Annotated in this window: 18 protein-coding genes; 11 read left to right on the top strand and 7 right to left on the bottom strand. The window is 48.3% G+C overall.

From position 1 onward, the window contains the following. The first annotated feature begins 2 nt into the window (after window positions 1–2). The 4 genes from mltB to JYB87_RS04935 all read left to right on the top strand — a co-directional run bounded on the left by mltB (window position 3) and on the right by JYB87_RS04935 (window position 4614). Window positions 3–1004 (top strand): lytic murein transglycosylase B, encoded by a 1002-nt coding sequence (mltB, locus tag JYB87_RS04950; protein ID WP_207355798.1) that lies wholly within the window; start codon window positions 3–5, stop codon window positions 1002–1004. After that, entirely contained in the window at window positions 991–1803 is an 813-nt protein-coding gene (locus tag JYB87_RS04945; RefSeq protein ID WP_207355797.1) for a septal ring lytic transglycosylase RlpA family protein, read from the top strand. Before mltB ends, JYB87_RS04945 begins: the two co-directional genes overlap by 14 nt. Before the next feature lie 125 nt (window positions 1804–1928). Then, window positions 1929–3134 carry a serine hydrolase gene (locus JYB87_RS04940; RefSeq protein WP_207355796.1) on the top strand — a complete coding sequence of 402 codons (1206 nt, stop codon included), beginning with the start codon at window positions 1929–1931 and terminating at the stop codon, window positions 3132–3134. Between the two features lie 178 nt (window positions 3135–3312). Next, window positions 3313–4614, top strand: coding sequence for a DEAD/DEAH box helicase (locus JYB87_RS04935; RefSeq protein WP_207355795.1), 1302 nt, complete (start codon window positions 3313–3315; stop codon window positions 4612–4614). Between the two features lie 85 nt (window positions 4615–4699). Here JYB87_RS04935 and JYB87_RS04930 read toward each other — a convergent pair whose 3' ends face one another. Next, a complete protein-coding gene (locus tag JYB87_RS04930; protein ID WP_207355794.1) occupies window positions 4700–5314 on the bottom strand; it encodes an OB-fold-containig protein in 615 nt (204 codons plus the stop codon). Window positions 5315–5590: 276 nt separating this feature from the next. Here JYB87_RS04930 and JYB87_RS04925 point away from each other — a divergent pair, with 276 nt between their 5' ends. The 3 genes from JYB87_RS04925 (at window position 5591) to JYB87_RS04915 (ending at window position 6878) form a co-directional block, all read left to right on the top strand. Further along, complete coding sequence (locus JYB87_RS04925) at window positions 5591–6073, top strand: GNAT family N-acetyltransferase (protein ID WP_207355793.1); 483 nt, start codon at window positions 5591–5593, stop codon at window positions 6071–6073. 72 nt (window positions 6074–6145) lie between these two features. After that, window positions 6146–6409: a DUF2960 domain-containing protein gene (locus tag JYB87_RS04920; RefSeq protein WP_207355792.1), complete on the top strand. Its 264-nt coding sequence runs from the start codon at window positions 6146–6148 to the stop codon at window positions 6407–6409. After that, complete coding sequence (locus tag JYB87_RS04915) at window positions 6393–6878, top strand: RDD family protein (protein WP_407695831.1); 486 nt, start codon at window positions 6393–6395, stop codon at window positions 6876–6878. Before JYB87_RS04920 ends, JYB87_RS04915 begins: the two co-directional genes overlap by 17 nt. 63 nt (window positions 6879–6941) lie before the next feature. Here JYB87_RS04915 and lptG read toward each other — a convergent pair whose 3' ends face one another. Then, complete coding sequence (lptG, locus tag JYB87_RS04910) at window positions 6942–8000, bottom strand: LPS export ABC transporter permease LptG (RefSeq protein WP_207356595.1); 1059 nt, start codon at window positions 7998–8000, stop codon at window positions 6942–6944. Next, on the bottom strand, window positions 8000–9112 hold the full coding sequence (lptF, locus tag JYB87_RS04905; protein WP_207355790.1) for an LPS export ABC transporter permease LptF: 1113 nt from the start codon (window positions 9110–9112) through the stop codon (window positions 8000–8002). The genes lptG and lptF overlap by 1 nt, the downstream gene beginning before the upstream one ends. Before the next feature lie 242 nt (window positions 9113–9354). Between lptF and pepA the strand changes: the two genes are divergently transcribed. Then, entirely contained in the window at window positions 9355–10863 is a 1509-nt protein-coding gene (pepA, locus tag JYB87_RS04900) for a leucyl aminopeptidase (RefSeq protein WP_207355789.1), read from the top strand. A gap of 144 nt (window positions 10864–11007) precedes the next feature. Here pepA and JYB87_RS04895 read toward each other — a convergent pair whose 3' ends face one another. Further along, on the bottom strand, window positions 11008–11706 hold the full coding sequence (locus JYB87_RS04895) for a hypothetical protein (protein ID WP_207355788.1): 699 nt from the start codon (window positions 11704–11706) through the stop codon (window positions 11008–11010). Window positions 11707–12256: 550 nt separating this feature from the next. Between JYB87_RS04895 and JYB87_RS04890 the strand changes: the two genes are divergently transcribed. The 3 genes from JYB87_RS04890 to JYB87_RS18675 all read left to right on the top strand — a co-directional run bounded on the left by JYB87_RS04890 (window position 12257) and on the right by JYB87_RS18675 (window position 16705). Beyond that, the gene (locus JYB87_RS04890; RefSeq protein WP_207355787.1) at window positions 12257–14533 is read left to right on the top strand and encodes a TonB-dependent receptor; all 2277 of its coding nucleotides are present in this window, start codon (window positions 12257–12259) and stop codon (window positions 14531–14533) included. A 314-nt stretch (window positions 14534–14847) separates the two neighbouring features. Next, complete coding sequence (locus JYB87_RS04885; protein ID WP_207356594.1) at window positions 14848–16020, top strand: aminotransferase class I/II-fold pyridoxal phosphate-dependent enzyme; 1173 nt, start codon at window positions 14848–14850, stop codon at window positions 16018–16020. Window positions 16021–16423: 403 nt separating this feature from the next. Further along, the gene (locus tag JYB87_RS18675; RefSeq protein WP_228729990.1) at window positions 16424–16705 is read left to right on the top strand and encodes a GNAT family N-acetyltransferase; all 282 of its coding nucleotides are present in this window, start codon (window positions 16424–16426) and stop codon (window positions 16703–16705) included. Window positions 16706–16834: 129 nt separating this feature from the next. Here the strand turns inward: JYB87_RS18675 and JYB87_RS04875 are convergent, their stop codons facing one another. The 3 genes from JYB87_RS04875 to dnaK form a co-directional block, all read right to left on the bottom strand. After that, window positions 16835–19483, bottom strand: a complete 2649-nt coding sequence (locus tag JYB87_RS04875) for a TonB-dependent receptor plug domain-containing protein (RefSeq protein ID WP_207355786.1) — start codon at window positions 19481–19483, stop codon at window positions 16835–16837. 722 nt (window positions 19484–20205) lie between these two features. Beyond that, window positions 20206–21345 carry a molecular chaperone DnaJ gene (gene dnaJ / locus JYB87_RS04870; protein ID WP_207355785.1) on the bottom strand — a complete coding sequence of 380 codons (1140 nt, stop codon included), beginning with the start codon at window positions 21343–21345 and terminating at the stop codon, window positions 20206–20208. A gap of 93 nt (window positions 21346–21438) precedes the next feature. After that, window positions 21439–23358: a molecular chaperone DnaK gene (dnaK, locus tag JYB87_RS04865; RefSeq protein WP_207355784.1), complete on the bottom strand. Its 1920-nt coding sequence runs from the start codon at window positions 23356–23358 to the stop codon at window positions 21439–21441. Window positions 23359–23429 lie beyond the last annotated feature (71 nt).

Genomic DNA, 23429 nt, shown 5'->3' with positions numbered 1-23429 from the left:
TTATGCCGATGACCAAGCGGCTGCTCGCGCCAATCTTGATGTCAGCTTTGCTGGCATCTTCTGTATTTGCGGCGCCTTCTTCTGAGCAGCTTTCTCCTGAGCAACTACAGCAGCAATTTATCGACAGCCAAGTCAAAGCGGGTTTTAGCCGCCAAGAAGTGAGCCGCTTTATTGCCAATGCTAAATTTGAGCCGAAGGTAATTGAAGCCATCACTAAACCTTGGGAAGCCAAGCCTTGGCATAAATACTTTCCAATTTTTCTCACCGACGAACGCCTGCAAGCAGGTGTTGATTTTTGGCGTCAGCATGAAGCCACCATTGCTAAAGCGGCGGAACAGTTTCAAGTCGACCCGCAAATCATTGTGGCGATTATCGGTATAGAAACCAAATACGGCAAAGTGATGGGCACTTATCCGGTAAAAGATGCGCTCTACACCTTGGGCTTTCATTATCCGCCTCGCGCCGATTTTTTTCGCAGTGAATTTGGCAAGTTTATGGCGTTAGTCAAAGCCGAAAAGCTAGATGTCAACACCACACTTGGCTCCTACGCGGGTGCCATGGGCTATGGTCAATTTATACCGTCGAGTTATCTCGCCTATGCGGTCGATTTTGATGGCGATGGTCGACGTGATTTGCTCGGCAATCCGGTTGACGCCATTGGTAGCGTGGCGAACTATTTTCATCAGCATGGATGGCAACGTGGCGCGCTGGTCGCATTGCCACTGCTAAGCACGACAACGCCAACCGCCGCAGTGTGGAGCGGTAAGCCGCTCAATCAAACGGTGAATGATATTTTATCGCCCGAAGTAGCACTAAAAAACAGTGTTGATCTGGATGTATCTCAGCCCGCGATGCTTATCGCGTTAGAGCAAGCGGAACACACCGATTATTGGCTCGGGCTAAAAAACTTTTACGTCATTACCCGTTATAACCGCAGTCCGCTGTATGCAATGGCGGTGTACCAATTTAGCGAACAATTGAGAAAGCACCATGCAGCGCACTAATCTTTTCATCATCAGCTTATGCGGCTTATTGTTGACGGCATGCTCAAGCGTGCCGACTAAAGAAGCGCCCAAAAATCGCAACGATGGCCGCTACAGCATGAAGCAGGACAAAGCGCCGGACAACCCGCCTGACCTGTCGCAGCTTGAAGATGCCGTGCCGATTTACGAGCCCTACAGCCGACAAGGCAATAAAGATTACGAAGTGCTGGGTAAAAATTATCAAGTACTGCAAAGCGGTAAAGGCGTTATAGAAGAAGGTGTCGCGTCCTATTATGCCGCTAAATTCCATGGTCACCTCACCTCTAATGGTGAGGTATTTGATATGTATGCCATGTCAGGCGCCCATAAAACGCTGCCATTGCCGAGCTATGTCAGAGTGACCAACCTGAACAACAATAAAAGTGCCATCATCCGTATTAATGACCGCGGTCCGTTTCACTCAACTCGCATTTTAGATATGTCGTATGCAGCGGCATATAAACTCGGGATCACCCAAACCGGCACCGCGCCGATACGGCTTGAAGTGATTATGGTGGATGCCCCAGAGAAGCGCGCACTTGAGCAGCTTAATCAAACGCCGCAATTTTATATTCAGGTGTTTGCTTCCTCTTCGCAGCAACGTGCAAAAGAGCTCGCCACGACGCTAGAACAAAAGTTCTCATTGAAGAGCCGAATTAACCAGAGCGACAATGTCTATCGCTTGCAGTTAGGGCCCATCAGTAATCAAGATATTGCCAGCAAGATGCTGGATCATGTGCGCGACAACGGTTACCCCAAAGGGTTCCTGATTCGGGATTAAGCAAAATTGACCAATAATTATGCAATATCAAAAAGATGAAGGAACCTTCACTGAATATTCAGGTCGACAATGATATAATCGCGACAATTCGCTGACATTCACTTACCAATCGACGTAATCCGCCAATGATGAATTTTGTAAAACGTCCCCTGACCACGCTGGCCGTTATCGCCGGTGTTTTTGTCACCAGCGTCCAAGCTGATCCTATTCCTGTTCCTAATGTGCAACCTCAGGCTCCGATGGTAATGCCTGATGCACCTGATGTTGCAGCCAAAGCCTATGTGCTGATGGATTACAACTCAGGCCGTGTTATTGCAGAAAGCAACGCCTATCAACAGTTAAACCCAGCCAGTTTGACCAAAATGATGACCAGTTATGTCATCGGTCAAGAGATCAAACGTGGCAATCTGTCGCCCGATGATGAAGTGACCGTGACCAAAAATGCTTGGTCAAAAAACTTCTCTGACTCTTCCAAGATGTTTATTGAAGTCGGCAAGAAGATCAAAGTATCGGATCTGAACCGCGGCATCATTATTCAATCAGGTAACGATGCTTGTGTGGCCATGGCCGAACACATTGCCGGTACTGAAGACGCTTTCGTTGATTTGATGAACTCTTGGGCCAAACAACTGGGCATGAAAGACTCGCACTTTGAGAACGCCCACGGCTTAGATGCCGAAGGCCATATGAGTACTGCTTATGATATGGCGCTGCTCGGCGCGGCATTGATCCGCGACGTCCCGAACGAATATAAGGTCTACAAAGAGAAGTCGTTCACTTACAACGGCATTACTCAATACAACCGTAATGGCCTGCTGTGGGATAACAGCTTAGAAGTTGACGGCATTAAAACTGGGCACACATCAGGTGCTGGCTACAACTTAGTTGCCTCCGCCACTAAAGATGGTATGCGTTTGATTTCAGTAGTAATGGGGACAGCCAGCGAAGCTGCGCGTAAAGCCGAAAGCAAAAAACTGCTGAACTATGGTTTCCGCTTCTTTGAAACTGTTACCCCTTATAAAGCGGGTGACGTGTTTGTCAGCCAAAAAATTTGGTACGGCGATACTGACACGATCAATCTGGGAGTGGTAACCGATACCCCGGTCACTATCACCCGTGGCCAAGCGAAAAACCTAAAAGCGAACTTTGAGCTGAATGAAGATTTGGTCGCACCGATTGCTAAAGGCAAAACGGTTGGCCGAGTTTACTTCCAGCTGGATGGCAAAGATATCGCCCAATTCCCGCTGGTGACTCTGAACGAAGTCAACGAAGGCAGCTGGTTCAGCAAGCTGATGGATTACTTCAAGCAGCTGTTTAGCAAGTGGTTCTAAGCCAACAAGTTCAACAAAACCGCTCTTTTGAGCGGTTTTTTATTGGCGAAATGGCTATCAAGCCACACAAACGTTTCTTGCCGCAGCGTTTATTTGCTATACTCCGCGGCCGCCTGCAGTCCGACTTACCGAGAGGTAATACTCCCAGGCTTATTGGTCTAGATTGAGGAACACTCGCATGAAATTTGAATCCTATAGTTTTGCCCCGGATATCCTCCGCGCTATCAGTGAATGTGGCTACGAGAGCATGACGCCGATTCAGCAACAGGCGATTCCTGCGGTTCGTCGTGGCCAAGATGTTTTAGCGAGTGCACAAACCGGTACTGGCAAGACCGCCGCCTTTGTACTGCCGCTGCTACAACGCATGATTGATGCGCCTAAAGCGCGTGTAAGTGGTCAGCCAAGAGCGTTAATCCTCGCGCCGACACGCGAACTCGTCGCGCAAGTTGCTGCCAATGCCAAAGAATACGCTCGCTATTTGGATATCGAAGTCATTAACTTGATTGGTGGCGTTAAAACCAGCAGCCAAGCAAACAAACTTCGTCGTGGTGCCGATATCGTGGTAGCCACCCCAGGCCGTCTGATGGAACACATCAACCAAGGCAACATCAGTTTAGCGCAGCTGGATTTTCTGGTGCTCGATGAAGCCGACCGTATGCTGGACATGGGCTTTATCAAAGACATCAATGAAATCCGTCATTTGGCGAATGATAACAGGCAAAACCTGATGTTCTCCGCGACCTTCAGCGGTGGTGTACGCCAGTTAGCCCAACAAATTTTGAAAAAGCCAAAAGTCATTACTGCGGATGCTCACAACACCACCGCAGTTACCGTTAGCCAAGTGGTTTACCCCGTTGAGCAACGCCGCAAAAGCGAATTGTTGTCTGAGTTAATTGGCCGTAAGAACTGGCACCAAGTGCTGGTGTTCTCGGCCACGCGTGAAGATGCGGACCATTTAGCAAAAGAATTATCTGCCGATGGGATTCCAACGGTGGCCGTACACAGTGAAAAGACTCACGGTAGCCGTCGTCGCGCGCTGGCAGACTTTATGTCCGGCAAAATCCGCGTGCTGGTATCTACCGAAGTTGCGGCTCGTGGTTTGGACATTAAAGATCTCGATTACGTAATTAACTACGACATGCCATTCCTCGCCGAAGACTATGTACACCGTATTGGCCGTACTGGCCGTGCCGGTAAAAATGGCACCGCAATCTCGTTTGTCAGCCGCGAAGAAGAACGCATCCTGAGCGATATTGAAACGCTGATCGGTCAGCGCCTAAAACGCATTGTGATGCCAGGCTATGAAATGAACCAACGCGAGTCACTGCTAAAGCAACTGCAGCGTCGCCGCAAATTTGGTAAGAGCCGTCCGGGTGAAAGTGAAGCGCAAGATCAAGTGGTTGCGGAAAAACGGATGAGCGACCGTCGCGTAAAAGTGAAAGTTGGATCTTCAGGTAAGAAGCTGAAAAAACTCAAATAAAGCTCGAATCGCCGCATAAAAACGCCAGCATTGTTTGCTGGCGTTTTCGTTGTTGATGTTTTCGTTATTGGCGAACTGGCCACAATTAGGGCTCAAATTTAGTGGCCAGCCACACTTCCTTGCGGCGAGACAACAACACAACCCAAGTTCCGGGTACAAAGCCTGACTCACCTTCGCAAGGCTCCACCATAACGTAATGCCGATGCTCATCTCGATCTTTCACTAACGCTTCAGCTGGCATGCCCGGTTTAGCGGTGCCGAGTGTCATCACCGCCATGCTACCACTGAGATCTAACTCTCGCGCTTTGAGCTTACGATCATAGCGCCACCAGTGCTGCCCTCCCAACCAATGGCAAGCAACTCCAGCCAGCGGGAAAACCAACCACAAAGAGATCGATTGCGGTAAGGTGCCGCCATCAAGCCATAAACAGGCGAGGTTTAAAGCAAAGCCCAGTACCGCAAATGCACTTAACGCCATAATGCACCAGAGCAATACAGGCAAACTGTCGAGATAAAGCCAGCGACTTAGCGGGTGCGCATCGGGTTCATCTACATCAAACGCGGGCTCTGGCTCATCAAACACCAGAACCAAACTCAAGCCCGCGATACGCGCCATCATCTCAATCACACCGAGCGTGAATACCACAATGGCGCAGACCAGATAGGCTAAGTTGTCGTGGCTTAGAATAAAATCCAGCACTTTGTTCCTCCTTGAGACAAACTGCTAACGTGAGAATAGACTCTCTACACGCGTCCATAGCGCCGTTCCCCATAAAGTGTAGTGTTAATCTACAAAATTCCGGTTAAACTAACGGCAATTTCTTTCAAATTAAATCAATTAATCCAGATACACAATGAGTGATTAATTGATTTTTTAGATAGCGAACATCAACAAAGCAGCTGCTCGTTTGCATGCAGCTAACGATATAATCTGCAGCTTTGGTGCTGTCACGCTAACCTAATTTTGAGCGTCTTTATGTTGAGAGTTATCAAGCCTTCTGATTGGCCAACCATCGCCTACATTCAGCAAACTTGCTACCCCCACGCCTTACTTGAATCGGTTGCTGTATTGCAAAATAAACAACAGCTTGCGCCGCACTGTTGCTTTGTCTTTGAACATCAACAGCAAACTGTGGGGTATTGCTTCGCACATCCTTGGATAGACAACCAAGCTCCATCGTTACATCAGGCATTGGCACCCAATGATGCAGCCTCCACCTTATATTTGCACGATGTTGCGCTATTGCCACAGGGACGAGGTCAGGGCTTGGTGCATCAGCTACTGCATCACCTAGAGCAGTTTACCCGCATTAGCCGATATTGTTCGCTGAGTTTAGTAGCGGTTGCCGGCGCTGATCGTTACTGGCAAAAGTTAGGTTTTACGCCTTGCTCAATTAGCAAAGATCTCAACATCTACGGTGATAAAGCGCAGTATATGCGCCGCGAGTTAAGCGATTAACTGTGGTGTTCTGCCGATATCTGATTACACTATCGGCTTTAATCAACGCCCACAGCATTTTCAGGAGTCTTCATGGCGCGGCAAGTTGCATACATTTTTAAAGGCGAAGCCAAGGTCATCAATTTTAGCTACGACAAGTACCACGATATCTTTGAAGCGGTTGCAGCCGCAGAAGGCATCGATTTGACCCGTTTTCTCGCAATGGAGCAACAAGTGGCCATGACCGCAAAAGGCAAAGGTGCAGTGCGCAGCTATCGCCTGACCGAGTTCCAACGCATGGGCTTCACCGACGTGCGCTTATTAAGAGATGAAGAAAGCAGTGACGGCAAGGCCTAACTATCAGTTAGCTGGCTTACCTCGAGCAGGCTTTTTACCTCGCACCGCAGCAGCGATTTATGATGCGCTGCTTGCAGTCGCGATTTACGCGCTTGCAGGCATCATAGGTATAGCAATGATTGCAGTGCTGAATCAGCTGGGTTGGATCGAGTTAGCCGACAACACAGAACTGGCGCTCGCGCTGCAACAGACGCCCGTCATCCATGGCATCTATCAACTCTGGTTGCTGTGCTGTGTGGTCGCTTTTTACAGCTATTTTTGGAGCCGCAGCGGCCAGACACTCGGCATGAAAGCATGGCGTTTACGGCTACAACATCCCAACGGCCAAAACCTCAGTCCAATTACCGCGATTGCGCGCTGCTTTTGGAGCCTGCTCGGCCTCGGCAATCTCCTACTGCTAATCAGCGCGCAGCATCTGGCACTGCAAGATAGACTGTGTAACAGCGAAGTGGTACGACTGCCAAAATAGCGTTTATCGATCAAAAAAGGCTCTTAAGAGCCTTTTTCAATTGTATGCCTTACAAACGCCAGCTTACTTGCGGATGTAATACAGGGCGACGGATGAAAATAGCAGACTTGGCATAATCGCACCGATAATTGATGGCAGGTTATAGACAAGCGTCAATGGGCCAAAAATTTCGTTGCAAATATAGAACACAAACCCGGCAATAACCCCAAGCACAATGCGCGCGCCCATGGTTTGTGAACGCAGCGGACCAAACACAAACGAGAGCGCCACCAAAATCATCACCGCCACGGTTAACGGTTGAATCAATTTGTGCCAAAACGCCAAGCGATAGCGGCTCGCATCTTGGTTGTTGATACTGAGATAATCGATGTAATCCACCAAGCCTTGAATCGACAGTGCATCAGGGTTGATTGACACCACACTGAGCTTGTCAGGGGTTAACGATGACTCCCACCGCTGGGTAGCGCTATTTTGGAACACCACTTGATCGTCTTCAATCGCTGAGCGTTGTGCCTCTTGCAAGGTCCACGCATCACCTTGATAAAACGCATCTTTAGCATGAATTACATACTGTAAATGCAAGGCGTCATCAAAGGCATACAAGGTCAAATCACCTAAGTGATCAACACTTTCAATCCGGCCAATATTGATAAACATATTGCCATCGCGCGCCCACACACCACGATGAGACTTAATCAATTTACCATCAGAAATCTTGGTTGCTTTGAGTTCTTTCGCTTTCATCTCAGCGGCAGGCGCGCCCCACTCGCCTAACGCCATAATCATTAGCATTAACGGCACCGCTGTTTTCATCGCTGAACGGGTAATTTGAAAGCGCGACATGCCCGAGGCTTGCATCACCACCAACTCAGAACTTGAGGCCAGCATGCCCATGCCAATAAGTGCCCCTAACAGCACTGACATGGGGAAAAACAGTTCGATGTCGCGCGGCACCAAATACAGCACGTACATCGCCGCATCAAGCATACTGTAGCTACCGCGGCCAACTAGGCGCAGCTGGTCAACCCACTTAATAATGCTCGACAGCCCTGTCAGCACTAACAAACATAAGGCCGATGAACTCAGCAGCGTGCGGGCGATGTACCAATCCAAAATTTTCATCATGCCGCAACACTCCTACGACGGAATAAGCCCATCAAGCGAATGCCTATAAGTCGCTCCTTACTCAGCAGTAACACGCCCATCAGCAAGGCGCCGGCGTGAATCCACCACAAGCCCAAAGCCAGCGGGATCACCTCGTCTTGCAACGCTTTCCGGCCAGCAACCAGCAAACCGAAATAGCCTAGATACAGCAGCACCGCTGGGAACAACTTCGCGAATTTGCCTTGGCGGACATTTACCCGCGCGAGCGGCACCGCAATTAAGGTCACCAGCAAAATGGCCACCGGCACGGCTAAACGCCACTGCACTTCAGCAATCGCTTCCGGCGTGGTCATCTGCATTAATTCGGCAGAGGGCACCGCAGAGAGTTTACGGTCACGCTCATCCACTTCGCGCTCTTTAATCTGGGTTTGGTAACTGCCAAACTCGATAATTTGGAAGTCTTTACGATGCATCGAACCTTGATAACGAACGCCATCATTGAGCTTGAGGCTTTCACCACCCAAATCATCTTCAGTTACGCGCCCACCTTGAGCGACCACTAAGTTAGACAAGCCATCGGCATCTTTAGGATCAGGTTGTTGCGCCACAAACACCCGCTCCAACTCATTATTTTTGCCAATTCTTTCAACAAAGATAACTGCGCGGCCATTTGGACTCGTTTGGAATCGACCTTGAATAAGTGCCGCTAAGCCCGCTTCAGACTTGGCTTTTTCGAGCACTTGGTTTTTCCGTTCATCTGCCCAAGGGGTGATATAAATCGACAGGGCTGCTGCGACAACACAGTTGAACAGCGCTACCAGCAGCATGACTCGCGCCACATACCATTCACTGATACCAACGCTGTGGAAAATCACCATTTCGTTTTCGGCGTACATCCGACCATGCGCGAGCAGAATGCCTAGAAATAGACTCAACGGCAGAATGAGACTGGCCAATTCCGGCATATTGAGCCCGATTAGCTGCATCACAATCGTGGAAGGAAATTCGCCATCAGAGGCGTCTGCAAGAATCCGTACGAATTGTTGGCTGACAAAAATGGCCAATAGTACTGAGAGCACAGCCACTTGGGACTTAAACACTTCTCGGATTAAATATCTGAATACAATCACAAGCAGGATCCGCGTTCTAAAGTTATCTTTTTGCTGGTAACAGAGTATCTTTTATGTAAACTGTCTACTTTTGACAATTTTCTGCAATTTTTAGTCATTGCCACTCATTTTAGCAGGGAAATTCAATGACCTGCTGTTTTTTCAGACAATGACAATTACAGAAGATTCCGCCGTTTGCGGCCGCAAACGGGCATTATCCAATAAATAAAAATATTTGTCTTTAAAAGAATCTAGGAGAGCTCATGGAGTTCAGCGTTAAAAGCGGTAGTCCAGAAAAACAACGCTCCGCATGTATCGTGGTCGGGGTTTATGAGCCTCGCCGCTTATCTGGTATTGCGGAACAACTGGATAAAATTAGCGAAGGCTACATCAGCAATCTGCTGCGTCGCGGCGACCTTGAAGGTAAATCTGGACAGATGTTACTGCTGCACCACGTACCTAACGTGTTAAGTGAACGCGTATTGTTGGTGGGTTGTGGTAAAGAACGTGAGCTGGATGAACGCCAATACAAGCAAATTATCGCGAAAACCATCAATACCTTAAATGAAACCGGTTCAATGGAAGCGGTATGCTTTTTAACTGAACTGCATGTTAAAGGCCGCGATACCTATTGGAAAGTGCGTCAAGCGGTTGAAACCACCAACGCAGCACTGTACAGCTTTGACAGTCTCAAAACCCGCAAAGGTGAACCGCGTCGTCCACTGCGCAAATTGGTATTCAACGTACCAACGCGCCGTGAGCTGACCGTGGGCGAGCGCGCAATAAGCCATGGTACCGGCGTATCTGAAGGGATGGCCTTGTGCCGCGATGTGGCCAACATGCCGCCGAACATCTGTAACCCAGCCTACTTAGCCGCACAAGCGCAACAGTTGGCCGAAACCTGTGATGCGCTAACGGTAAGCACCGTTGGTGAAGCTAAAATGGCTGAGCTGGGGATGCATTCTTACCTTGCGGTAGGTCGTGCCAGCGAGAACGAATCCTTGATGACCATCATGGAATACAAAGGCGCAGCTGATACCAGTGCCAAACCTATCGTTTTAGTCGGTAAAGGGCTGACCTTTGACTCTGGCGGTATTTCATTGAAGCCCGGTGAAGCCATGGACGAGATGAAGTACGACATGGGCGGCGCTGCTGGCGTGTTGGGCACTATGAAAGCTATCTGCGAGATGAACTTGCCGGTGAACGTTGTTGGCGTGCTGGCGGGCTGTGAAAACATGCCTGCGGGTAATGCTTATCGTCCGGGTGACATTCTCACCACCATGAGTGGCCAAACCGTTGAAGTGTTGAACACCGATGCTGAAGGCCGCTTGGTGCTGTGCGATGTGCTGACCTATGTTGAGCGTTTTGACCCAGAAGTGGTGGTTGATACCGCTACGCTGACCGGTGCTTGTGTGATTGCATTGGGTAAACACGCCAGTGGTTTGTTCTCATCACATAACCCTCTGGCACACGAGCTGCAAAACGCTGGCGAACAAAGTGGCGACCGCTGCTGGCGTCTGCCAATGTGGGATGAGTACCAAGAACAATTGGACAGCCCATTTGCCGATATGGCCAACATTGGTGGCCGTCCTGCTGGTTCTATTACTGCGGCCTGTTTCCTGTCGCGCTTTGCGAAAAAGTACAACTGGGCTCACCTTGATGTGGCCGGTACTGCGTGGAATAGTGGCGCAAATAAAGGCTCAACCGGTCGCCCGGTACCGTTGTTAACTCAATTTGTATTGAACCGTTCAGGGGTTGAACAAGGCGAGTAATCACTTACGCAGTATGCTGTAATTACAACGCACTAGCGTTCACTGAAAAACGAGGCTTAATGCCTCGTTTTTTATGCCATGAGTATTTAAACCCGCTATTTTGCACAACGCTAACTTACGATAACAGCAGATGTGGACTGATATTTAATCTGGCGCTTGGTCATAAATCGTCACGAATTGACATGCATCAGGTAACCCTAAAACTCCTGGCTTACTCAAGGTGACGATGTCGGCAGTGCGCAAGCCAAAAAATGTTTCTATTTGGGTTCGTTCAAGTAGAAATTCGCTTTGTCCGTTCGACCATTGCAGCTCAAAGTGGTGCGGCTCAGCACGAGAAACGTTACCTTCATAAGTAAGCATCACCTTACCTTGTAGCGAACGTAAATCACCATTGGGCAGTTCACGCTCTAGGGTAAATTGCTGGCCGTCGGCGCCGAATTCCAATGTGGCATAGGCATCACCGCAATTTTCTGTTCGCATCGCCAGTGGCAAATGCGGACGATTTTCTTCGGGCAGATACAAGCCCACATGATGTCCGTTATAAAAGTGCTGACCGGTCTGCATTGAGATAACTTCAACATCGGGATAGCCATGTTGTGCCAGTGCGCTAAGAATCTGCTGCAGATACGTCTCATCAAAGAGCGTGGGGCTTTTAATCAGCAAGGGGCGCGTTAACTTACGCGGTGCCCGCACATGACTGATGTCAACTTTGAGTCCGGCCTCAGTTAACGCGATCGCGGTATCGTCTACCAGCGCCTTATCAACATAAACATCCGACAGATAAACCACCTGTGAAGCACAACCGCCAACGCATAACAGCGCGCCAATACACATTAACTGCAAGCACTTTTGCCTCAGGCTCCAAGCTAAATACATCTCAACCATCCCTTGTGAAATCAGCCAACCTGTACCTTAACATGCTGAATCTTTGTGCCAAGGATGGCTTGCAAACAAATGTTACAGAAGATTCATTGGACTGTGTGACCCAGATCAAGTAAGTTTGCTCGCACTATTTAACACAGTAACGCCTATCGACCCATCGTGATTCGACGTTTGTTTGTTCACAACCGAAAATGGCTTTGGCTATTTTTAGCTGTCTGGCTGACTGCATTGCAGTCGGTAGCTTTGTTGCACACCTCAGAGCAAGCACTTACCCACGATCACGCCCACTGTTTACTGTGTAATTTCGGTAATCAACAAATTACCGGTCCGATGGCGGCGCCGGTACCGACACTTAGCTCAACTTTGGTGTCTGTTGTTGCTGAGACTCAATACACCCAACCTACTGTTGTTCACTCGCGCCGTGCCGTTGCTCGCGCCCCGCCTGTTCTAAGCTGAATTCAATCACTCAACACATTTATTTGATTCATGCTTTTCAAAAAGGACAGGCACAATGAAGCTTGCTGTATTAACTATGGCGCTGGCCGCCGCTGGCGTTAGCTCAACCGCATTTGCTGCACAACTGCAAGGTAAAATCACTGACGAACAAGGTAATGTCATCCCCAAGGCGCTGATCAGCGTCGATGGCGGTAATCAAACCACTGCCGACGAAAGCGGCAATTATTCGCTCAATGTCAGTGATAATAGCCATATCCACCTGCACATCAGTAGCGCACTTTACAAACACGCTGAGCGCGATGTGCAAGTGACTCAGGGCGTACTCACTGAAAACTTCAGCCTGATAAAATCTAAGATTGAAAACATTGTGGTAACCGCCTCACCGCTTGGCCGTTCGGCGATGGAAAGTAGCACGCCAATATCAGTACTTACCGAAGACCAACTCAAACTCAACACCGAAGCCAGCTTAGGTGACACGCTCGATAAGCTGCCGGGTGTTCAAGCGACTCACTTTGGCGCCGGCGCTAGCCGCCCAGTCATCCGCGGGATGGATGGCCCACGGGTGAAAGTGCTAGAAAATGGCTTATCTGTTGGAGATGCCTCTACCGTTTCCGCCGATCACGCGGTCACAGCAGAAGCCGCCTCAGCACAACAGATTGAAATTCTGCGGGGTCCAGGCACCTTAATGTACGGTAATGGCGCCATTGGCGGTGTGGTCAATGTGGTCGATAAGCGCATCAGCGAACAAGCCATTGATACATTCAATGGCAATGTGGGCGCGCGTTATGACAGTGCGAACAACGGCAAAACCCTCACCGCAGACCTTAACGGTGGTAAAGAAGGCGTTAACTGGCATCTTGATGGCACCCGCCGCCGTACCGATTCGTACGATATTCCCGGCAACGCAATCATCGGTGACGAGAGCTCTCACGGCAATGTCGACAACTCGCAGCTGCAATTAGATGAATACGCGGCGGGCATTGGTTATGCCGGTGACAGTGGCTTTATCGGTGTATCAGGTACCCGTACCGAATCAAACTATGGCATTCCGCTAAAAGGTGAAGAGGACGAACCTCATATCACCATCGACTTGAAGAAAACCGCTTGGCAGCTTCATGGTGGCTTATTGGATCCGTTTGCGGGTTTCTCAAAAATCCGTTTGGATGCGGGTTACACCGACTATCAACATGCTGAAGAGGAAAATGGCGATGCTGATACCTTCTTCTATAACAAGCAGACTGAAGCTCGCTTAACCCTGAACAATAACCCTTGGGCAGAATGGCAAGGCTCGATGGGCTTACATGTTACCCATCGTGATTTTGAAGTGGATGGTGAAGAGCAGCTAACACCCAACAGCAAAACCGACACGCTTGCCGCTTTTATTGTGCAAGAGCGTAAAGTGGACGACTTCCGCTTTGAGTTGGGCGCACGGGTTGAACATTACAAGCTTGATCCAGCGCAGATGAGCCTAGATACCCTTACGGGTGAAGCCGAATACCAACCTAACAGCATCAGCGATACCAACGTCACTGCCTCTGCGGGTGTAGTGTGGGATTTTCACCCGTCGTATAACTTGAGTGTGGCACTGACCCGCGCCGAACGTTCGGCCACAGCGGAAGAGCTCTACAGCTATGGTCCACATGATGCGACCCAGAGTTTCGAAATTGGCTCTGAATTCCAGATCGTGGACGGCAATATTGTGACCAATGCGGCCAACGCTGAAAAAGAAATTGCCAACAACATCGACGTCACCCTGCGTAAGCTGGACGGCGCTTGGACCGGCAGCATCAGCATGGCCTATAACCGCGTTGACAACTTCTTCTATGAGGCCAATACCGGCTTAGTGGCGGCCGATTTAATCGCCAGTGATGAAGAAGGCGATATGCCAGTCTACCAATATCAGCAAGGGGATGCGCAGCTGTTCTCGGTTGAAGCTCAAGCAAGTATTCCGTTTAACGATACATGGTCGCTTGAGATGTTTACCGACTACACCCGCGCCAAACTGGTGGATGGCGGCAACTTGCCACGGATTTCACCGATGCGCTTTGGCTCAACACTGAACTTTGACCAAGCGCAATGGCACGCTGAAGCCGGTATGGTGGCCTATGCCAAACAGGATAAAACAGCCGAAAACGAAACTGATAACTCAGGCTATGCGTTAGTGAATGCAGCGGTGACCTATCGGATCTACACCGATAACGGCGATCTGTTTGTTTACCTTAAAGGCAATAACCTCACCGATAGAGAAGCACGCCCACATACCTCGCTATTGAAAGATTATGCACCATTGATGGGACGTAATGTGATGTTAGGTATCAACTACAACTTCTAATTGTGGTGCTATCAAATCCGCATCAAAAAGCGACCTTCTGGTCGCTTTTTTTATTCCTGCACCAGTACACCATTACATTTACATCAATGATTTTCCATTTTCACCTAATATTCTCATGCAAATAACTTGCATTCGTTGCGTATTTTTTAGTGCAAATGGGCAATAATGGTGCAGACATTGAACTAAAACTATGCAACACTCGTTGTTAACCGGGCTGAAACAACTGTCAGTCAAGCGATTAACATTTGGCACGGTTCATGCTCTACCTTTTATGCCTATCCATTATCGAATCTATAACAACAAGGAGCTATCCAATGGCAAAAAGCGACGCCCCAAACATCCAACGCAGACAATTACTCAAGTTTTCAGGCGTGTTGGCAGGCGGAGCAGCATTGTCCGGTTTATCATCGGCTGCTGTAGCAAAATCAAGCGAAGGAACATCTAGCTTTAAAGCCCCTACTCCAGACAGTCCAATCCGTATCTGCTGGAACGAAAACCCATTGGGTATGTCACCAAAAGCCCAAGCTGTAGCACGTGAAACCGTTGCTCAAGGTAACCGCTATCCTTTCGAATCTACCGGTATTCTGCAAAAGCTGATCGCTGACGACTACGGTTTGTCTCCTGATCATGTACTGCTAACTGCAGGTGCAACTGAAGGTATTCGTGCGGCTATCGAAGCACTGGCAGCGCCAGATATTCAATTGGTATGCCCAGCATTGACCTTCGACTCTGCAGAAGAAAACGCCAAAGTTAATGGCATCACCAAAATCACTAAAGTGCCAATGCTGAAAGATTGGGGCATCGACTTACCAGCAATGAAAAAGGCTGTGGCTGATTACGATGGTCCATCTGTGGTGTATTTCGTTAACCCGAACAACCCTACAGGCGCTATCTGTAAAGCCGATGAAGTAGAAGCATGGATCAAGAGCAAGCCAGCAAAAACCATCTTCTTGATGGACGAAGCATATGCTGAATTTGCCGATGACAAAAACTTCCGCTCATGTTCACCACTGTTGACTGCCGGTGCAGACAACATCATCCTGCTGAAGACCTTCTCTAAGCTGTTCGCAATGGCGGGTATGCGTGTAGGTTGGGCAGTATCTACCCCTGAAATGATTGGTAAACTGCGTGAAAAAACTGCGTCTAACGCACTGAACTTCCCAGCAGTTAAAGCCGCTATCGCTTCATGGCAAGACAAAGAATTCATCAAACTGAGCCAAGTAAGCAACAAAACTTCTCGTGAGATCTTGTTGCAAGCACTGCACGCGCTGAAGCTGGAATATGTACCATCAAACACCAACTTCATCTTCCACAAAGTGGCAGTACCTTTGGCTGAGTACCAAAAGCAGATGAAAGCAGCAGGCATTCTGGTTGGCCGTGCGTTCCCACCAGCGGATGACTACTGCCGTGTATCTCTGGGTACACCAGAAGAGATGACTTACGTAGCAAAAACCATGTTAGAACTGCGTAAGAAAGGCTTAGTGTAAGCCTTAACCTTTTCTTCCCCCACCCAATGAAAAATGCCACCGCACGGTGGCATTTTGTATTTAGCAGCATCACAAAGCTATAGATTTTACCTCCACCCAGCAGTTCTAAGCCCGCTCAATTGGCCAACATTTAAACCACATAAGTTCAAATATCCGCGCTATTGCGTTCATCAACACAACACTTTTAAGATGAGCCAACCCGGTGAATATTGGCCACTTTCACTCGTTATTAACCGTTGAGCGACGCCCCATGCAATTTACTAGCTCAGAAAATCTCCCGTCTGTTGCGGAATACTGCGAGATCCGAGTAGCGGCATGTTTGTCGGCTTAATCAGAGCAGGCGGCACAGGTCGGGTTACGTAATTCACTTTATGCAGTAAGCGTTCGACATAGCGAAGCGCTCATTGGCTTTGATAGAGTAATTGGTGACGGTGGATGCCTTTTTCAAATCGTCGACATTGCAGTTCTGCCTGAATATCAAGGCAAAGGACTAAGTAAACAGATTATGGAAAAGCTAAAAGCCTATATTGATACAAAAGTGCTCAAGGGAGCAATGTATCGTTACTGGCGGATAAGCCGGAGTTTTATGAGCGACTCGGATACCAACATACCGCAGCACACAGCTATGGCATGTACAAGAAATTTAACTGACGTACATTCAAGCATTACAAGATTGTTCAACTAACACTTCGAATAAGCTTGTCTAAAAGCAACAGCGCTTCATGCAACAACACATGAAGCGTGTGTAACATTCAAACAAAAAAGAGGCCATTCAACGAATGGCCTAATAACATAACAGACTGAACTCTTTGGATTAGAAATCCATAGAGATGCGAGTAAAGTAATACCCGCCGTTCCAGTCGACAACAGAGTCAGAACGATAAATACGACCTTGACCGGCTTCAAATTCGCCTTTGTCTGGGTAGTTATCGAAAATGTTACGCGCACCAACCGTCAGCTTAATCAAATCAGTGATTTGATATGAGGCTTCCAAGTCAAACAGCACTTCTTCACCAAAGGTTTGCTTAGTCAACTCAGCTGCATTGGCGCCGTCTGAGTTAGTATAAGAGCCGTAGTAGTTAGCGCGAGCAGTTACAGATAAGTCACCAAAGGTGTGGTTTACAGTCAACACGCCACGCCATTTTGGCAGGCCATTTTCGAAGTCAAAGGTATCTTCGTGGTTGAATGCACCTGTCTTGTCATCGGTGATTTCTTGTTTGTTGTAGTTAGCAGACATGGTGAACGAGGTATAACCCAGCGCGTTATCAAAACCATAGTTAGTCACGAAATCCATACCTGTGGTACGTGTGTCAAACATGTTTTGGAAGTAGAACACGCCACCGATTGATTCTGCACCAGCTACGCCAGCGTCAACCAATGCTAAATAGTTGGTGTAATCACTGCCTGTGGTTGGGTCTGGGCTAACATCCATGGTTGAAATCGCGTACATACGGTCTTTCAAATCGATGCGGTAGAAGTCCAGTGTAATACCCAAGCCACTATCAAAGTCAGCAGTGAAACCTAAGGTGTAGTTGGTTGATTTTTCTGGCTTAAGCTCAGACGCACCCAGCGCTGCAGCAATTGGACCACCGGCAGGGAATAGACCTGTTGCTACTGGTAAACCGTTCGGCAAACGGGTTGACACGTTGGTAGTACCTTGCTGACCAGGCGTTGGTGCACGGAAACCTGTACCGTATGACGCACGAACACCGAAGTGGTCAGTCAGACGATAGTTACCCGCAATCTTACCTACCAGCTCTGAACCAAAGTCTGAGTAGTCTTCCCAACGGAAAGCAGTTTGCAAGAACAGTTTTTCAGTCACATCAGCGCTGAAGTCTACGTATGCAGCATAAGAATCACGTGAGTACTTACCGCTATACATTGGTGAGTAACCAGGGAAACCGTTAGAACCCACACCCATGACACGGTAAACCGGATCTGAAGAATCAGCACAGTTCAGTGTTGAACCGTTACCCATCACGCCTAAGCCAGCCGCAGTTGGAGTACCGTCCGCGTTACAGAAACCCCATGGATCAGACACTGAGTAAGTGCCCGCTTCATAAGAGGCTGCATCACCGCCTTCCAACTCGTAAGATTCGTCCATGTAGCTTGCACCGAAGGCAAACAACAATGGGCTCGCAAATGCACTAACGTCAAAGTCCAATGTGAAGTCAGCTTGTACTTGCTTCTCTTTGTTGATCAAAGCACCGGGATGGAACAGAGTTGGCGTTGCATCACCCATAGATGGGTTGATGGTATTTGCCATGGTGTATTCAATCTTGTCTGAACCGTAACGACCACTGACGTCATAGCTCAAACCATTTTCCAGCATACCTTTGGCGCCCACGACTGCAGAGTAGTCGGTCACGTCACCAGAGAATTGCGGGGTAAAGCCACCTGGGAAGATTTCCATCGCGTTCCAAGTAGAACCATCTTCTAAACGGATGTTCATGATGGTGCCGTTGTTTGGATAACGATAGAAGAACAGACCGCTGGCAGACTTATCTGTGTAGCTACCGAATGAGTAGAGATCTAATTTTTCACTCACTGTGTAACCAGCGTTATAGAAGATCGCCGTAGATTCAGAGCTTGGCTGACCCCAAGGCTGTACGAACTTTTTGCTGGTCATCGACGCTGATTGCCAGTTTTGTGAATAGGTTTCATAGTCACCAAAACCACTTGCAGGGTAAGTGCTTGGATCGGTCACACAAAAATAAGATTCACAATACTGTTGCGCACGTACGGTTGGATCTGAGTCTGAGTACTCCGCAGAGATGCTCACGAAGCCTTTTTCACCGATCGCAAAACCTTTGTTAGCGCTCAGCGTTAATGCTTCACCGTCACCTTCATAGAATTGACCCCAGTCAGCCGTGAATGAACCGCCTTCGCTGTTATCTTTCAGCTGGAAGTTAATCACCCCAGCAATCGCATCTGAGCCGTACTGAGCAGCTGCACCATCGCGCAAAACTTCTACCGTTTTCAGAGCAGAAGATGGAATGGTTGAAATATCTGGACCTTGACTACCAGAGCCACCGATCTGTACCAATGCTGCACGATGACGACGCTTGCCATTCACCAGTACCAACGTTTTATCTGTATCCATACCACGCAAGGTAGCAGGACGAATAAAGGTACCACCATCAGACAATGGTTCACGGTTTACCGAGAAAGACGGTACCAGTGTTTTCAAAATGTCGTTGGTATCGGAGAAACTTACTGATTTCAATTCGTCATCAGCAATCACATCCACCGGAACAGGTGAGTCTTTTACTGAACGAGCAGCACCGCGAGAACCGGTTACTACCATTTTTTCGATTTTGCCTGCAGCGGCAGCGGCGATGGCTGCTTCTACTGCTGCATCATCTTCTTCGTCAGCCCAAACTTGGCCTGTGAATGCAATCGATGCACAAGATAAAGCGAGTGCATACTTAATTGAACGACTAAGCTTTTTCTCTTTGATCATACCAACCCCTTGATACTGATATTATTGTTCTTGTGATTTTTATTATTGCCTGTAACCGGCAAGTAACTACCGCAAGACTTGCTCCCGAAAAAAGTGGTTTCACCGCCCGTATTGAACTGAACACTGCTGTTCAACCAATCCGCTTGATAATCACAACTTTGCAACATTAAATTTGCATGCGTGCCACCTTTCATGACCAGACATTTCAATTAGCGTGCCGACTTCGACTAAAGTACACATTTTTGCAACAAATAATTTTTTACAATTGGAAATAGTCGTTGGTTAAAATTTGACGCACGTCAACAAATACGGGGGGTTGAGCCATCTAGAGATGCCAAGGAGAGGGATGAAAAATAATCTAATTCACATGATTAATGGCGGAACATTAACCGAAAAAAGTAATCAAATCAGCGCAAAATTTCGCGCCAAACTGCACCAAAAAAAAGCAATTTGCACCAATTTACGTCATTACTAATTAAGCAGTTTAGTTATTGATTCTTTAAAACAATGACCAATAAAATAAGTATTATTCAATAATGTTATAATTTAGTAGGCTTTAACGTAATTAAGATCACAGCGGAACATTTAAAAAACCAGCCAGTATTAGCTGCTATTGGATTGCATACCAGCAGTAACGTCCCCCCAGGCAATGCAAAATTTTCGCCAATAAAAAAGCCAGCAAAAATGCTGGCTTTAGTCTACGCAGGCGTAATTTAATGGGTTTAGCCGTTCAGATCTTGAAAGAATTTCTTCACGCCATCAAACCAACCTTCCGCTTTTGGGCTGTGTTTGCGAGCTTCACCAGTCAAGGTTGCTTCAAACTCACGCAGTAACTCTTTCTGTTTTTCAGACAGATTAACTGGGGTTTCCATCACTACTTTACACAGCAAGTCGCCGACTGCGCTGCTACGCACCGATTTCACCCCTTTACCACGTAGGCGGAACATGCGACCTGTTTGGGTTTCAGCGGGGATCTTCAGATTCACTTTGCCATCGAGCGTTGGCACTTCAATTTCACCGCCGAGCGCAGCTTTCGCAAACGAAATTGGCACTTCGCAGTACAAGTTGTTGCCATCACGCACGAAAATTGGGTGTTCACGCACCGTCACTTGTACATACAAGTCACCGGCTGGTGCACCAAATTCGCCCGCTTCGCCCTCGCCCGCTAAACGAATACGATCGCCGGTATCCACACCCGCAGGGATTTTCACGTTCAGCGTTTTGCTCTTTTCTACGCGGCCATCGCCATGACATTTATTGCATGGTTCTTTAATGATCTTGCCGCGGCCATGACAGGTAGGACAGGTTTGCTGCACCGCAAAAAAGCCCTGACGCATCTGCACTTGGCCAGCACCGTGACAGGTGCCGCAAGTGGTGGCAGAGGTACCTTTTTTAGCCCCGGAGCCATCACACACATCACACGTTGCTAAGGTTGGAATACGCAATTCACGGCTAACACCGCGCACAGCTTCTTCCAACGACAGCTCCAAGTTGTAGCGCAGATCAGAACCACGCGCAGCTTGACGTTGACCGCCACCACGACGACCACCACCGAAGATATCCCCAAACACATCGCCGAAGATGTCGCTGAAATCAGCGCCACCGCCACCGAAACCACCGGCGCCGCCACGGCTTGGGTCTACCCCTGCATGACCGAACTGGTCATAGGCTGCACGTTTATCGCTATCGGTGAGGATTTCATAGGCTTCCTTCACCTCTTTGAATTTGGCTTCGGCTTCTTTGTCGCCTGGGTTGCGATCCGGGTGGAATTTCATCGCCAGACGTTTATACGCCTTTTTGATGTCCCGTTCGCTAGCGTCGCGGCCGACGCCTAATACTTCGTAATAATCTCGCTTTGACATAATCTCTACGTTTTCTCAGCTGGTGCAAGAACGAACGGGCGTTAGGGTTTCCCCGTAACGCCCGCCTGCAGTTAACCGGGGGTAAACGCCCGATTATTTCTTGTCGTCTTTAACTTCTTCAAACTCGGCATCAACAACATCATCTGCAGCGGCGTGTGCACTTTGCTGTGCAGATTCTGCGCCACCTTGAGCTTGCTGAGCTTTCGCTTGGGCAATTTCAACCAGTTTTTGAGAGGCTTGGATCAGCTCTTGAGTTGCAGTTTCGATAGCATCTTTATCGCTACCTTTGGTTGCAGTTTCAACTTTGCTGATTGCCGCTTCAATGCTGGCTTTATCATCGCTTGGCAGAGCATCGCCAGCTTCTTCAATCTGTTTCTTAGTGGCGTGTACCAAACCATCAGCTTGGTTACGAGCAGTCACTAATTCTTCAAATTTCTTGTCGTCTTCAGCGTGTGCTTCGGCATCACGTACCATTTGCGCAACTTCTTCGTCTGACAGACCTGAAGAGGCTTTAATGGTAATCGCTTGTTTCTTACCGGTTTTCTTATCGGTTGCAGAAACGTTCAAGATACCGTCCGCATCCAAGTCAAAGGTCACTTCAATCTGTGGCATACCACGTGGTGAAGGCTCGATACCTTCGAGGTTGAATTGACCCAGTGATTTGTTGGCACTGGCTTGTTTACGTTCACCTTGCAGCACGTGAATAGTTACCGCGCTTTGGTTGTCTTCTGCAGTTGAGAACACTTGGTTCGCTTTAGTCGGAATTGTAGTGTTTTTCTCAATCAGCTTGGTCATCACGCTGCCCATGGTTTCGATACCCAGAGACAGTGGAGTAACGTCCAGCAGCAGCACGTCTTTCACGTCACCGGCCAGCACACCACCTTGGATAGCCGCACCCACAGCAACCGCTTCGTCAGGGTTCACGTCTTTTCGTGGCTCTTTACCGAAGAACTCAGTTACTGCCTGTTGCACTTTCGGCATACGGGTTTGACCACCCACCAGAATCACTTCGTTGATTTCTGATACAGACAGGTCTGCGTCAGCCAAGGCAACTTTCAGTGGTTCCAGCGAACGTTGGATCAAATCTTCAACCAAAGATTCCAGTTTTGCACGGGTGATTTTCACTACCAAGTGTTTAGGACCTGTTGCATCAGCAGTGATGTAAGGCAGGTTCACTTCAGTTTGGTTAGCACTAGACAATTCAATCTTCGCTTTTTCAGCCGCTTCTTTCAGACGTTGCATTGCCAGTGGGTCTTTACGCAGATCCAAGCCTTGCTCTTTCTTAAATTCATCAGCCAGATAGTTGATAACGCGGTTGTCGAAGTCTTCACCACCTAAGTGAGTATCACCGTTGGTTGCCAACACTTCAAAAGTTTGGTCGCCGTCAGCGCTATCAATTTCGATGATAGAGATATCGAAAGTACCACCACCCAAGTCGTATACCGCAACAATGTTATCGCCTTGCTTTTTGTCGATACCATAAGCCAGCGCTGCTGCAGTCGGTTCGTTGATGATACGTTTAACTTCCAAGCCAGCGATACGGCCAGCGTCTTTAGTCGCTTGACGTTGTGAATCGTTGAAGTATGCAGGTACGGTGATTACTGCTTCGGTGACTTTTTCACCCAAGAAATCTTCTGCAGTTTTCTTCATTTTTTTCAGCACTTCGGCAGAAACTTGTGGCGGAGCCATTTTCTTACCGCGGCTTTCAACCCATGCGTCGCCATTGTCAGCTTTAACAATTTTGAATGGCATGATGTCTACGTCACGTTGGACTTCGTCATCAGTAAAACGACGACCAATCAAACGTTTGATTGCAAAGAAGGTGTTTTGTGGGTTGGTTACAGCCTGACGTTTTGCAGGTTGACCTACCAGGGTTTCATCTTCTGTAAATGCAATGATAGAAGGTGTGGTGCGATCGCCCTCAGCATTTTCCAGCACTCTGGGTTTGTCACCGTCTAATACGGCCACGCAAGAGTTGGTTGTGCCCAAGTCGATACCAATAATTCTGCCCATGAGGTCCTCCGAAAATTTTCGCACTTAAATGTGTTATCTGTTACTGGATATAGGGGCGAATTTGCTGTTTT

It is taken from the genome of Shewanella avicenniae (genome assembly GCF_017354945.1).
GTDB lineage: Bacteria > Pseudomonadota > Gammaproteobacteria > Enterobacterales > Shewanellaceae > Shewanella > Shewanella avicenniae.
This window is presented reverse-complemented; position numbering and strand designations above follow the sequence as displayed.